Raw genomic sequence first — 13,924 nt, 5'->3', positions numbered from 1 at the left:
GCGATCTGGCTGGCGGCCTGGATGACCGGACCGTCCATAACCGGATCGGAATACGGCAATCCGATCTCCACCGCGTCGACACCGTGGTCCACCAACGTCTTGAGGGCCTTCAGCGAAACCTCGGGGTTGGGAAAGCCATATGGCAGGTATCCGATGAATGCCGGACGGTTGGCCTCGGCGAGACGATCGAACAGTTGCTCGGTTTTGCTGGGTTCGTGGCTGATGCCCAGCGGCTGACCGGAGGGCGTGGTTGCTGCGTTAGTCATGCTTGTTCCTTCTCGTTCCTCATATGCTCAATGTCCTTCGACCGAACGGATCGTCGCCGGTGGTCAGGCGACGCTGTCGCCATGGGCTCCGGTGACTTCAAGCGCCTTGGCCTGGTCGTCGGTCAGATATCCGAACCATTTGCCGGCGGTGGCCATATCCTTGTCGCCACGTCCGGAGATGTTGATGATCATCACCGGATGCTCATATCCCTTGGCCTTGAGATCCGCGGCGGCCTTGTAGGCGCCGGCCACGGCATGGGAACTTTCGATGGCCGGGATGATGCCCTCGGTCTGGCTCAGATCGCGGAAGGCGTTCATGGCCTCCTCGTCGGTGGCCCACGAGTAGTTCACGCGGCCGATTTCCTTGAGCCATGCGTGTTCCGGGCCGACGGAGGCGTAGTCGAGACCGGCTGAGATGGAATAGGTGTCGCGTGTCTGGCCCTCGTCTGTTTCCAGCAGGTAGCTCTTCGCGCCCTGGAACATGCCGAGCTCGCCGGTGCCGGGAGCGAAACGGATGGCGTGCTTGCCTGATTCCGGGCCGTTGCCGCCGGCCTCATAGCCGTAAAGATTCACGCGCTCGTCGTCCAGGAAGGCGTTCATCACGCCGATGGCGTTCGAGCCGCCGCCGACGCAGGCGCAGATGGCATCGGGATGATCGATGCCGTACCAATCACGCAGCTGCTGCTTGGCCTCCTCGCCGATGATCTTCTGGAAGTCGCGGACCATTTCGGGGAACGGATGAGGACCGCACACCGTGCCAAGCAGATAATGGGTGTCCTTCACGTTGGTCACCCAGTCGCGCAGCGCCTCGTTGATGGCGTCCTTGAGAATCCTGTCGCCGAGGGTGACCTCCACGACTTCGGCCCCAAGCATGCGCATGCGGGCCACATTCAGCGCCTGGCGACGGGCGTCGATCTGCCCCATGTAAATGCGGCATTTCAGGCCGAGCATGGCGCATACGGTCGCCGTGGCCACGCCATGCTGCCCGGCGCCGGTCTCGGCGATCACGCGTGTCTTGCCCATGCGCTTGACCAGCAGGGCCTGGCCGAGCGCGTTGTTGATCTTATGCGCGCCCGTGTGGTTCAGGTCCTCGCGCTTGAGGAACACGCGGGGCAGGATGCCGACCTTGTCTTCAATGAGCTTGGCGAAGCGCGGTGCCTCGGTCAGGGGGCTGGGACGTCCCACATAGCGCTGCTGCAGCGTCATGAATTCCTTCTGGAATCCCGGATCGTTCTTGGCCTGCGTATAGACGCGCTCCAACTCGTCAAGCGCGGTGATCAGCGCCTCGGGCACATATCGCCCGCCGAATTGTCCCCAATACGGTCCCTCATGCGTGCTCAGCGGGGTGGTGTCGGATGCTTTCACTCTTGCTCCTGCCTTTACTAGTCGTTCAACTGCAAGCTCATGATTGTCCGCGGTGGCCACGCCTTCGCCCACCAGCACGGCGTCGGCACCGGCGCGGCCGTAGTCCTCGACCTCGACGGCGCCGAATACGCCGGACTCGGCGACTTTGATGACGTCGTCGGGCAGGTCGGAGGCCAACTCGCGATACCTGTTGACATCAACGGCCAGGGTCTTCAGATTACGGGCGTTGATGCCGATCACCTTCGCGCCGGCCTGTTCGGCTCGCTTGATCTCCTCGGGCGTATGGGTTTCCACCAGAACCGTCATGCCGAGCTCGTGCGCCAGATCAAGCAGATGCCCGAGTCGGGTGTCGTCGAGCGCAGCCACGATCAGCAACACCATGTCGGCGCCATGCGCTCGGGCCTCCCAAATCTGATAGTCGTTGACGATGAAATCCTTGCGAAGCACCGGAATGCCGACGGCGGCCTTCACCTGGTCGAAATCGTCAAGGCTGCCCAGAAAACGTCGTCCCTCGGTCAGGCAGGAGATGGCCGATGCGCCACCGGCCTCATATTCGCGGGCCAGTGCGGCGGGATCGGGAATATCGCTTAAATGGCCTTTGGAGGGGCTGGCCCGCTTGATTTCGGCGATGACCGGAATATGGTCGGGCCGTTTCAGCCATCGCTTGGCATCGATCGGGGCGGGGGCCTGAGAGGCCAATTCCTTAAGTCGTTCGAGGCTGATTCTGCTCTCGCGAGCCTTGGCGTCTTCGACAGCGCCCGCCACCAATTCGTCAAGTACCGACATAGTCCTCCCTTTGGTTGTCCTGAGGCTGCACCGCAACTGTAGACTGCGATGCGTCACACGGTCTTCAGTTGGGCCGCGATTTGGACGGCTTCCACGCTGGCTTCGGCCTTGTTGCGCGTCTCTTGCCATTCGTTGGCCGGCACGGAGTCAAGGACCAGGCCGGCACCTGCCTGGACGCTGGCCTCGTGGTCGCGCAGGAAAGCGGTGCGGATGGCGATGGCCATATCCATGTTGCCCGAGAAGTCGAAATAACCTACGGTGCCGCCGTAAATGCCCCGATCGGCCGGCTCGAGCTCGTCGATGATTTCCACGGCGCGCGGTTTGGGAGCGCCGGACAGCGTGCCGGCGGGAAATGCGGAGGTGAACACGTCGAAGGCCGACAGGTCCTTGCGCACATGGCCGGTGACGGTGGAGCAGATATGCATGATGTGGCTGAACCGCTTGATATCCATCAGGCTGACGACCTCGACGGATTCCGGGTCGCAGACACGGCTCAGGTCATTGCGCGACAAGTCCACCAGCATGATGTGCTCGGAACGCTCCTTCGGATCCGCCAGCAGCTCCTTGGCGAGGCGCTCATCCTCCTCCGGCGTGGCGCCGCGGGGACGCGACCCGGCAATCGGATATGTCATGGCGTGGCCGTTGTCCACTTTGATCAGCGTTTCCGGACTGGATCCGATAACGTTGAAATCACGTCCCCGGGCGTCGGTCAGCGCCATGAAATACATATAGGGGCTCGGGTTGAGCGTGCGCAGCACCCGGTACACGTCGAATGGGTCGGCCGGCGAATCAATGTCGAGGCGCTGGGAGACGACCACCTGAAAGACGTCGCCGTCAATGATATGCTGGCGGGCCGCCTCAACCCACTGTTCGTACTCGTGCTTGGCCGTGCGGAAGCGCAGCTCCGGCTGACGCACGGACCGATCGATCACCGACACGCGCGCCTCTCCCGGCGTGGGGGTCGAGGCGCTGCGCTGCATACGATCCAGACGATCGACTGCCTGATCGAAGGCCGAGTCCGCCCGGGCCGGCTTGTCGTCGACATTCACCGCGTTGGCGATCAGCCATACCGAACCGGAGACGTGATCCACCACGGCCATGTCCGTGGCGAGAGCGAGCACCAGTTCGGGCTGGCCGGTTTCATTCGGGGCGTCGCCGCGCAGCGTCGGCTCCCAATGACGGATGGCGTCCCAGCCGACCGTGCCCACCAAACCGGAGGTGAGGGACGGCAAGCCGTCCACATGTGGGGACTTCAATGTGGCGAGCGTGGCACGCGCCACATCAATCACGTCACCGTGTTCGGGAACGCCGGCAGGAACCTTGCCAAGCCAGTTGGCCTGTCCGTGCTCGTCGGCGCGCAACTGCGCCAGCGAATTCACGCCGATGAAGGAATAGCGGCTCCAGTTGCCGCCGTATTCCGCGGACTCAAGGATGAAGGTGCCGCTTTTGCCCCCGGCGAGACGTTCATAGAAACCCACCGGCGTCAGCGAGTCGGCCAGCAGCCGACGAACGATCGGGATGACGCGATACCCCTCGTCGGCAAGCTGATGGAAGTGCTCGCGGCTCGGCCACGTATCCCCCCATCCGAGATCCTTTACGCTATTGGCGTTGGCTGCTCCACTCATCATTGCTTCTGCTCCTCCCGCTGCTGCGCAGTACGATGCCCGACCTTCACCGGCAGCGGGCCGCCCTCCAGGAAGCAGCTGCGTTTGCCGGTATGGCATGCCGCGCCCACCTGGTCGACCTCAACCAGCAGCGCGTCGCCGTCGCAGTCCAACGACACGGATTTCACGTACTGCACATGACCGGAGGTGTCGCCTTTGCGCCAGTACTCCTGGCGGGACCGGGACCAGAAGGTGACGCGGCCGGTGGTGAGCGTGCGGCGCAGCGCCTCGTCGTTCATATAGCCGACCATCAGCACCTCGCGGGTGTCGTACTGCTGTATCACCGCCGCCACCAGGCCTTTGCCGTCGCGCTTCAGCCTTGCCGCGATACGCGGGTCAAGGGCGGAGCTGTTGTCGTACTGCATTGTTGCGTCCTGCGTCATTTCCTCATGTCCTTTGTGTTTCCGGTGTTCGGAGCACCACTCATCGAACCGTATAGCCGGCTTTTTTCAGTTCGGCTTTCACGTCGCCGATCGTCAGCTTGCCGTAGTGGAACACCGATGCGGCAAGCACCGCGTTCGCGCCGGCGGCGATGGCCGGGGGAAAGTCCTCGACCTTGCCGGCTCCGCCCGAAGCGATGATCGGAATGCCGACCTCGCGCCGCACCGCCCTGATCATTTCAAGATCGAAGCCCTCCTGCGTGCCGTCCGCATCCATGGAGTTCAGCAGGATCTCGCCGGCGCCGAGCTCCTCGGCCCGTTTCACCCACCAGATAGCGTCAATGCCGGTGGATTTTCGACCGCCCATCGTCGTCACTTCGAATCCGGACCGCGTATGCTGCTCGCCACGCTCGCGGCGAGCGTCCACCGACAGCACGAGCACCTGATTGCCGAACCGATCCGCCACCCGGCTGATAAGTGCGGGATCGTTGATGGCCGCCGTATTGACGCCCACCTTGTCGGCTCCGCAGCGCAGCAGGGAATCCACATCCTCGGGAGTGCGCACGCCGCCGCCGACCGTCAGCGGAATGAACACCTGCTCGGCGGTACGGCTGACAACATCGATCATGGTCTGGCGGTGTGAGCTTGAAGCGGTCACGTCAAGGAAGGTGAGTTCATCGGCGCCCTGACGGTAATACTCGCCGGCAAGCTCCACCGGATCGCCGGCATCCCGAAGATTTTCGAAATGCACGCCCTTGACCACACGTCCAGCATCCACATCCAGGCACGGAATCACTCGTACCGCCAGCGACATCACACTCTCCCTTCGGCTTGGACCAGGCATCCCCGCAAAACGGATGCCAGCTGCTTAAGCCTACCCACCGCACGTTACATGGGTCCGTATTCCGGACAGTCCCGCCCTGATGCGGGTGCATCAGCTCCGATCGTCATGCTCCTTGGCCGCCAGCTGCCCGCAGGCGCCATCGATATCCTGTCCGCGCGTGTCGCGCAGTGTGGCGGTGATGCCGGCATGATGCAGAATATCAAGGAAGCGGCGTTCGTCCTCCGGTTTCGAGGCCGTCCATTTCGATCCTTCGATCGGGTTAAGCGGGATCGGATTGACATGGGCCCAATTGTCACCGTAATGGTTGATGCGCTTGGCCAGAAGACGCGCATGCTCGGCCTGGTCGTTGATGCCCCTCATCAGCGCGTACTCGATGGAGACGCGGCGCTTTGACGCAAGGAAGTAGTCATGCGCCGCATCGAGCACCTGTTCGGTGTTGAAGCGCTTGTTCATCGGCACCAGCTCGTCGCGCAGCTCATCGCTTGGAGCATGCAGCGAAACGGCCAGGCGTACGGGGATTCCCTCGGCCGCGAGTTTTCTGATGCCCGGCACCACGCCAACGGTGGACACGGTGATATTGCGCGCGGAAATGCCGAAGCCGTCGGGAGGCATGGCGGAGATCTGGCGAACGGCGGACAGCACGGAGTTGTAGTTGCCCATCGGCTCTCCCATGCCCATGAACACAATGTTGCTCAGGCGCCCTTCTCCCCCGGCGACTTCGCCGTCGTGCATCATTTTTGCCGCCACCCGGACCTGTTCGACGATCTCGCCCGCGGACATATTGCGCGTCAGTCCCAGCTGCCCGGTGGCGCAGAACGGGCAGCCCATGCCACAGCCCACCTGCGAGGAGATGCACAGGGTGGTGCGATTCGGGTAGCGCATCAGCACCGATTCGATCAGCGAGCCGTCGAAAAGACGCCACAGGGTTTTGATGGTGGTCCCCCCATCCGCCACCTGACGCGTCACCTCGGTAATCAGCGTGGGAAAAAACTCCCTGGCGGCCTCTTCACGCTTGGCCGCGGGAAAATCGGTGAATTCGGCCGCATTCACGTCGCAATGTCCGAAATAATGGCCAGCCAGCTGCTTGATGCGGAATTTGGGCAGTCCGAGACCCTGCGCCGCGGCCACACGCGCCTGCGGGGTCATATCGACAAAATGCAGCGGCGGCTTACCCCGACGGGCATGATCCTTGGACAGGACGTCGCGGAAGGCGCCGGTGGTGCCGCCGGGAGTGATGCCCGTTTCGGGGGTTTCAACATGCGATACAAGCGATTCAACAGCCATAGTGGTCTCCACTATACGGCTCGCCACGGCCAGCGCGAAGTGGCAGACGGAGGGGTGCGTCACAAACCCGTGGCGAACAGCAGTCCCGCGATGAATGGCGCACACATCAGGATCGAATCGACGCGATCCAGCACGCCGCCATGACCCTTGAGCAGATGCCCCATGTCCTTGATGCCGAGATCTCGTTTGAGCAGCGATGCGCACAGGTCGCCGTAGGTACCCACGACACCCACGACAACGCCGAGCACAATCGGAACCCACCAATGCGACGCCCAAACCCGCGTCCCGTAGGTGCAGGCGAAGATGGCGAAGGCGCCGGCCATGGAGAAAAGAATGGAACCCAGCAATCCCTCATAGGATTTCTTGGGACTGATCCGGGGCGACAGCCGATGCTTGCCGAACGCCGCGCCGAAGAACAATCCCCCCGTGTCCGACAGCGCGGGCAGGAACACGCTCATGATGGCGTGAGCCGCCGGATGACCGCCGAAAGTAAGCGGGAACACCAGATAGCACGCCAGCACCGGAATATACAGGATGGCAAGCAGGGTGACGCCGACATTGGCGATCCTGCTGGCCTGCGGAGCGTGGTCACCGTTGCCGAACGACGACTTCGCGCGAATGGCGGCGTCTGAAGCGGATAGCTTCCTGGCCACGGCCAGCGGCACGCGGTTGCTGAAATTCAGCCGAGCCGTGGAACAGGGCACGGCAACGATAATCGTGGCGATCACGCTCAAACTCATCGCCGCATAATGCCAGGGAGCATAATACGTCGCCAGCATGGCGGCCGCCGAGCACATCCACAACGCCACCACGGGAATATGCAGACCCGCCGTGGCGAAATCAATACGCAGCTCCCACAAGGCGAGCATCATGAACAACACGATCAGACAGACGAAACAATCAATGCGAATCAGCAGACACACCAGTATCAGCGCGATAAGCACGGCGGCTGTGGCGACGGCCTGGGGCATATTGCGTCCGGTGCGCTTGTTGATGGCATCTATCTGATCGTGACTGTCCATAATGCGATAATGGTTGAGACGAAACGACTGCGAACGGCGCTCAGACCTCGAGAATTTCCTTCTGTTTGGTTTCGAGCAGCGAATCGATCTCATCCGTGACGTTCTTGGTGACCTTGTCGAGCTCCTTGAGCAGACGATCGCCCTCGTCCTCGCCCATGTCGCCGTCCTTCACCGACTTGTCGATGGTTTCCTTCGTCTTGCGGCGAATGTTGCGCACCGCCACCTTGCCGTCTTCCGCCTTGGACTTGGCGAGCTTGACGTAGTCCTTGCGACGCTCCTCGGTGAGCTCCGGCATGGTGACGCGGATGACGTTGCCGTCGCGGTTCGGACTCACGCCAAGATCGGAATTGCGGATCGCCTTTTCAACGGCGGCGGCCTGGGATGCGTCGAAGGGGGTGATGGCAAGGGTGCGGGGTTCGGGCACGCCAATGGAGGCGACGGCCTTAATCGGCGTGGGCACGCCGTAGTAGTCCACCATGATGCCGTTCAACAGCGCCGGGTTGGCTCGTCCGGTCCGGATGCCGGCAAAATTTTCCTTGGTGTTCTCGACGGTTTTCGACATCTGCTCCTTGGCCTGGTCGATAACGGTAGCCATGTGTGCTCCTTTGTTGTATTGCTGCTGTGATTGCTGTGTCGTTCTTCGTGTGCTTGGGCGCGACGCCGTCCGCTACTCGGCTATCGCCGATTCGGCGGTGGAGACCAGCGTGCCGAGTTCCTCGCCGATGAGGGCGCGGGTCACGTTGCCGGGCTCCTCAAGGCCGAACACACGGATACGCTGCTTGTTGTCGCGTGCCATCGACAAGGCCGCCGCATCCATCACGGCGAGATTGTCGACCAGCGCGCGTTTGTAGCTCAGCGTGGCGAAGCGCCTGGCATCGGCATGCTTGCGCGGATCGGCGGTATACACGCCGTCAACCCCGTTTTTGCCCATCAGAACCTCGTCGCAGTGAATCTCAAGGGAACGCTGGATGGAAACGGTATCCGTGGAGAAATACGGCATGCCGGCGCCGGCGCCGAAGATCACCACCCGGCCCTTTTCCAAATGGCGGATGGCCTTCAACGGAATATACGGCTCGGCGACCTGCCCCATGGTGATGGCGGTCTGCACACGCGTGGCCTGGCCTTCCTGCTCGAGAAAATCCTGCAGGGCGAGGCAGTTCATCACGGTGCCGAGCATACCCATGTAATCGCCGCGCGACCGGTCGATGCCGGCCTGCTGCAGTTCCGCGCCGCGGAAGAAATTGCCCCCGCCGACGACGATCGCGACCTGCACGCCCTTATTGACGGCCGGTACGATCTCTTCTGCGATGCGCCGGATCACATGCGTGTCGATACCGACTTTGCCGCCGCCGAACGCTTCCCCGGACAGTTTCAGAAGAACCCTGCGAGGGTTGTCACCCGCTTCTTTGCTAGCCATAATCGCCTTTCTGCTCAAGGCCTACGATATACCGGTACCCAAGCATATCGGTCCAGCACGACGGGGTGTGCAGCGACATGCGCTGTTAGCCGCGACGACTCACCCGCAGATTGATAAGCGATCCAACGACGACCAATGCCGCACCGCACCAAAACGGCAGCGACAGCGTCAGCCGCAGCATGACCGCGCTGGCCGTTGCGGACAATATCGGCGTGGCATACGAGGCGACAGCCAGGGTGTTCAGGCTGCCGTGCAAAATGCCATACCCCCAGCATGCATAGCCTCCGGCGATCACCGCGCCCGCGCCGACGGCCGCAAGCCAGGCGATTGGCCCGGGCGCGGACTGCGGCCAGCCCTGCGAGGAAGCGAAGTGAATGACCCATAACGCCACGGCGACAAGGGGGAAGAACACGGATGTGCCGTCATAACCACGAGCCATGCCGGGAGTGATCACGGCGTAAATCGACCAGGCCAGGGCCCCGGCAAACGCCAGGGCGTACGGCAGCGGATCGGCGGTCACGTGTCTGAGGGCGGCGGTGGGGTCAAGCCCGGAGTTGCCGCCCACGGCCAGGATCACGCCCGCCGTGGCGACGACGGCGCCCGGCAGCGCCCGGCATACCGCTCCTTGCCGTTTCGGCCGCGCAAGTGCGGCGGAGAGGAGCACCATCATCGTCGGCCACATATAATTCACCAGGCTCACCTCCACCGATCCAATGGACGTCGGGGCAAGTCCAATCGACAGGGAGATGGCGGATTCATAGAACACGAACAGCGCTCCGCCGACTATCAGATAACGGCGCGGCGCCAGCCTCAGGGGCGCGGGACGGTGAAAGATCATCAGCAGCGCCACGCCGAAGGTATAGATCAGCGCAGAGCCGAGCGTCGCCCCGAACGCATCGGCGACGATACGTACCAACGCGGTCATCAGACTCCACAGCAGAATTGCGCATAATCCCACCACGGTGGCGCGCGCGGCCGGCACATGGGCGCCTTGCTCGACCTGATTCATCCTGTTCTCCCCATTCTCGCAGTGGTCCGGGCGCATGGTTGCTACGGGCCGGGCCGGCATATATGCAGAGGCAAGCCGCCCATGGGTCCGATGCCATGGGCGGCCAATATAGTGAAAGGGGCTCCGCACTGTGGATGCAGAACCCCTCAAGGACTTGTGACGCACCCGGGGCCGTCGATCCTCTCTCGGAATCTCAGATCAGCCCGCGCAGGCGTTCACATGAGATCGTCACTCCGCGTCCTCGCCCTTGCCGACTTCGATACGGGCGAAGGCGAGAGCCTTGCCGCCCGCTTCTTCAAAGAGCTTGCCGACGGTCTTGGAAGGATCCTTGACATAGGGCTGCTCGAGAAGCACGACTTCCTTGAAGAACGCGTTCAGACGGCCTTCGACGATCCTGGGGACGATCTTCTCCGGCTTGCCTTCCGCGATGGACTTCTCGGTGGCCACGCGGCGCTCGGACTCGACCACATCGGCCGGAACGTCCTCGCGGGTGAGCCACTTGGCGCCCATGGCGGAAATCTGCAGAGCGGCTTCGTGGGCCACGGCGGCGCCGGCCTTGTCGGTGGCGATCATGGCCACGATGCTCGGCGGCATCTCCACGGACTTCTTGTGAGCGTAAACCTCGACATGTTCGCCGGAGATCTTCGCGAACTGGCCGATCTTGATATGCTCGCCGAAGGTGGAGGATTCCTCCTTGATGAACTCCTCGACGGTGCCCTCCTTGGCGGGGGCGGCGTCGGCGGCCTCGGCGGAATCGGCGTCGGCGGCGACGGCGTAGCCCAGCACCTCGTCGGCGAACTCAACGAACTTCGGCGTCTTGGCCACAAAGTCGGTTTCGGAGTTCACTTCGACCGCGTAGCCGGTTTCACCGTTGGCGGTTTCGACGACCTTGGAGGCGATGGTGCCTTCCTGGGCCTTGCGGCCTTCACGCTTGCCGGCCGCGGCGATGCCCTTGGCTCGAATGATTTCCTTGGCGCGGGCCACGTCTCCCTCGGCCTCGGTAAGGGCCTTCTTGACGTCGAGCATGCCGGCACCGGTATCCTCGCGGACCTGCTTGATCAGAGCGGCGGTAATTGCTGCCATGTTTTCTCCCTAGTTATATGAAACAACTCATGATGCCGTTATGTGCCGGCCGCGGCATCGGAAACGTCGCGTTCGGCACATAACGAAGAGGTCACTCAGCCTTGGGGGCCTCGGTCTTGGCCGCCTCGGGCGCAGCCTCAGCGGTCTCGGAGCCCTGCTGAAGCAGATCCTTCTCCCAAGCTGCCATCGGCTGCTCGGAGGATTCGCCTTCGGCCTTGGCCGCCTGGCCGGAACGCTCGAGCAGGCCATCGGCGACGGCGTCGGCGATCAGGCCGGTCAGCAGTTCGACGCCGCGAATGGCGTCGTCGTTGGCGGGGATCGGGTAGTCCACGGATTCCGGATCGGCGTTGGTGTCCACCAGGGCCACCACCGGGATGCCGAGCTTGTGGGCTTCCTCAACGGCCAGGGCTTCCTTGTTGACGTCCACAACGAACATCGCGGAGGGGGTGCGGTTCATGTTGCGGATACCGCCAAGCTGCTTGGCCAGCTTGTCCTTCTCGCGCTCGAGCAGCAGCAGCTCCTTCTTGGTCAGACCGGAACCGTGCACGTCGGAGAAGTCCATCTCCTCGAGCTCCTTGAGGCGGGCGACGCGCTTGGAGACGGTCTGGAAGTTGGTCAGCATACCGCCGAGCCAGCGCTCGGAGACATACGGCATGTTCACGCGAGTGGCCTGGCTGGCGATGGCCTCCTGGGCCTGCTTCTTGGTGCCGACGAACAGGACGGTGCCGTTGTGCGCGACGGTGGCCTTGATGAAGTCATAGGCCTTGTCGATCAGTTCGAGGGACTTGAACAGGTTGATGATGTGGATGCCGTTGCGCTCCATGAGGATGTACTGCTTCATCTTCGGGTTCCAACGGCGGGTCTGATGACCAAAGTGGACGCCAGCCTTGAGCATCTCGCTCATCGTGATTTGTGCCATAGCACTACCTTTCTGTCGGTTCTTGCCTGGTCATGTGCATCCGTATGCAGCCATTCTCCGAAACCGGATTGGCCGACCGACACGGACCGTCGCGGACATGACGCGAATTTGGTGTGTGCCGTGTAGACAATACGGGTGGCTTCAGCACCTGCGACTGCGCTTCGGCCGGGAGGGCACACGAAGGATAAGAATACAGGACTACTTGGACTGCTGTCGGCGCATATACCGCAGCGCCTCGCGGCGCTCCTGCCGTTCCAGTCGGTCCAGATAGACATGCCCGTCGAGATGGTCCGTCTCGTGCTGCAGCATGCGTCCCATGATGCCGGTGCCTTCAAGCACCACGGGCTTGCCGTCCAGATCGATGCCACGCACGCGGGCGTAGTCCGCCCGCCGGGTTTTGTACCACAATCCGGGCACCGACAGGCATCCCTCGTCGCCGTATTGCTCGCCCTTGGTCTCTTCCAGCACCGGATTGAGCACATATCCTATCTTGCCGTCGATGTTATAGGAGAACGCCCGGAGGGAGACACCGATCTGGTTGGCCGACAAACCCGCGCGCCCCGGATCGTCCACGGTGTCGAGCAGATCCCGCACCAGACGCCTCACCGCCGGGGTGATGTTGGTGATCTCGTCGCACGGCGTGCGCAGCACAGGATCGGGAACAACTCTGATTTGACGAATGGCCACGGCGCTACTTCTCCTCTTCTTCGCGTTCTTCGCTTGCCCCGGCGTGATCGGCCTGTTCCTCGGACGGGACGTCAACCGGCTTCTTCATTTTCCCTTGCACGCTAGCAAGCGAATCCGACACATTGGTTTTGGCTCGATCGATCGCCTGACGAACCATCGGGCTCACCGTTTCGGAGGCCTGGCGCACCGACTCGGCGGCGCGCTGCACGGTCACCGCCGTGTCGTCGAGGATCTTGACGGTGGCGGGCAACGGCTTCGCGACGCTTTTGGACGCGTAGATCTCACCATCGATCACATCGGCATACCGCGACAGCACCTTGGGCCGCACGACCTTCAGGCTCGGGGTCAGCGTGCCGTCCTTCTGATTGAACTGGGTGGAAAGGATGGCGAACTTGCGCACCGATTCGGCACGCGACACGCTGGCGTTGGCCTTGTCGACATACTGCTGGATGAAGGCCCGCACCGCATCGTTCCCCCTTGCCTCCTCAAGAGGCATGGTGTCGTCGAGCCCCTGGCTGGCGAGCCAGGAACGAAGCATGTCGGGCTCAAGCTCGATCAGGGCGGAGACGAAGGGCCGTCCGTCTCCCACCACCACGGCGTGCTGCACGATCGGGCAGGTTTCGATCACATCCTCGAGGGGCGCCGGGCTGATGTTCTTGCCGCCTGCAGTGATGATGATGTCCTTTTTGCGGCCGGTGATGAACACAAAGCCACGATCGTCTATTTCGCCGAGGTCGCCGGTTTTCAGCCAGGTGTCGTCGGCTCTGGCCTCGGCGGTCAAGCGGGGATTGTGATAATAGCCGAGGAACACATTCGGGCCGCATACCTGCAGCTCGCCGTCATCTGCGACGCGCACGCCCATGCCGGGACCCGGCTTGCCGACCGATCCGACCTCGTTGTCCTCCTCCCAGTTGACCAGCATCGGCGCGGCGGTTTCGGTCATGCCGTAGCCCTGGATGAAGGTGATGCCGTCCATCCCGTTGAAGAAATGGGCCAAATCGACATTCAACGGCGCGCCGCCGCAGGCGAGGAACGCAAGGTTCGGCCCCAGCGCGTCCCTGATCGAGGATCCCACCGTCGCCATAAAGAAGGAATGCTCAAGGCGCCGGACGACGCCATGCCCGCGACCATCCTGCTGATCCTTGCTCCACTGCACGAAGTGGCCGAACGCCTTGGCGAAGACGCGTCCCCTGATGCC

General features: G+C 62.6%; 14 protein-coding genes. All 14 read right to left on the bottom strand.

The window, feature by feature from the left end; translation table 11 throughout:
* Positions 1–266: tryptophan synthase subunit alpha (locus tag B2994_RS00965; protein WP_291526538.1), on the bottom strand; the 266-nt coding region annotated here is incomplete at its 3' end.
* Between the two features lie 63 nt (positions 267–329).
* Entirely contained in the window at positions 330–2,417 is a 2,088-nt protein-coding gene (locus B2994_RS00960) for a bifunctional indole-3-glycerol phosphate synthase/tryptophan synthase subunit beta (RefSeq protein WP_291526537.1), read from the bottom strand.
* A 53-nt stretch (positions 2,418–2,470) separates the two neighbouring features.
* The gene (trpE, locus tag B2994_RS00955; protein ID WP_291526576.1) at positions 2,471–4,042 is read right to left on the bottom strand and encodes an anthranilate synthase component I; all 1,572 of its coding nucleotides are present in this window, start codon (positions 4,040–4,042) and stop codon (positions 2,471–2,473) included.
* Positions 4,042–4,464, bottom strand: coding sequence for a phosphoribosyl-AMP cyclohydrolase (gene hisI, locus B2994_RS00950; RefSeq protein WP_291526536.1), 423 nt, complete (start codon positions 4,462–4,464; stop codon positions 4,042–4,044). The genes trpE and hisI overlap by 1 nt, the downstream gene beginning before the upstream one ends.
* Before the next feature lie 40 nt (positions 4,465–4,504).
* The gene (gene hisF, locus B2994_RS00945) at positions 4,505–5,275 is read right to left on the bottom strand and encodes an imidazole glycerol phosphate synthase subunit HisF (RefSeq protein ID WP_291526535.1); all 771 of its coding nucleotides are present in this window, start codon (positions 5,273–5,275) and stop codon (positions 4,505–4,507) included.
* A gap of 120 nt (positions 5,276–5,395) precedes the next feature.
* On the bottom strand, positions 5,396–6,589 hold the full coding sequence (gene rlmN, locus B2994_RS00940) for a 23S rRNA (adenine(2503)-C(2))-methyltransferase RlmN (RefSeq protein WP_291526534.1): 1,194 nt from the start codon (positions 6,587–6,589) through the stop codon (positions 5,396–5,398).
* Between the two features lie 59 nt (positions 6,590–6,648).
* A complete protein-coding gene (locus B2994_RS00935) occupies positions 6,649–7,611 on the bottom strand; it encodes a phosphatidate cytidylyltransferase (protein WP_291526533.1) in 963 nt (320 codons plus the stop codon).
* Positions 7,612–7,651: 40 nt separating this feature from the next.
* Entirely contained in the window at positions 7,652–8,206 is a 555-nt protein-coding gene (frr, locus tag B2994_RS00930; protein WP_291526532.1) for a ribosome recycling factor, read from the bottom strand.
* A 72-nt stretch (positions 8,207–8,278) separates the two neighbouring features.
* Positions 8,279–9,028, bottom strand: a complete 750-nt coding sequence (gene pyrH, locus B2994_RS00925) for a UMP kinase (protein ID WP_291526531.1) — start codon at positions 9,026–9,028, stop codon at positions 8,279–8,281.
* Positions 9,029–9,113: 85 nt separating this feature from the next.
* On the bottom strand, positions 9,114–10,037 hold the full coding sequence (gene yddG / locus B2994_RS00920; protein WP_291526530.1) for an aromatic amino acid DMT transporter YddG: 924 nt from the start codon (positions 10,035–10,037) through the stop codon (positions 9,114–9,116).
* A 228-nt stretch (positions 10,038–10,265) separates the two neighbouring features.
* Entirely contained in the window at positions 10,266–11,120 is an 855-nt protein-coding gene (gene tsf / locus B2994_RS00915; protein ID WP_291526529.1) for a translation elongation factor Ts, read from the bottom strand.
* A gap of 91 nt (positions 11,121–11,211) precedes the next feature.
* Positions 11,212–12,039, bottom strand: a complete 828-nt coding sequence (gene rpsB / locus B2994_RS00910) for a 30S ribosomal protein S2 (protein WP_291526528.1) — start codon at positions 12,037–12,039, stop codon at positions 11,212–11,214.
* A 198-nt stretch (positions 12,040–12,237) separates the two neighbouring features.
* Positions 12,238–12,726: a peptide deformylase gene (locus B2994_RS00905; RefSeq protein ID WP_291526527.1), complete on the bottom strand. Its 489-nt coding sequence runs from the start codon at positions 12,724–12,726 to the stop codon at positions 12,238–12,240.
* 4 nt (positions 12,727–12,730) lie between these two features.
* The coding region (locus B2994_RS00900) for an AMP-dependent synthetase/ligase (RefSeq protein WP_291526526.1) at positions 12,731–13,924 on the bottom strand (1,194 nt) is incomplete at its 5' end.

The organism is Bifidobacterium sp. UBA744 (genome assembly GCA_002298605.1).
Lineage (GTDB): Bacteria > Actinomycetota > Actinomycetes > Actinomycetales > Bifidobacteriaceae > Bifidobacterium.
The sequence above is the reverse complement of the archived record's forward strand: the minus strand, read 5'-3'. Positions and strand labels throughout refer to the sequence as shown.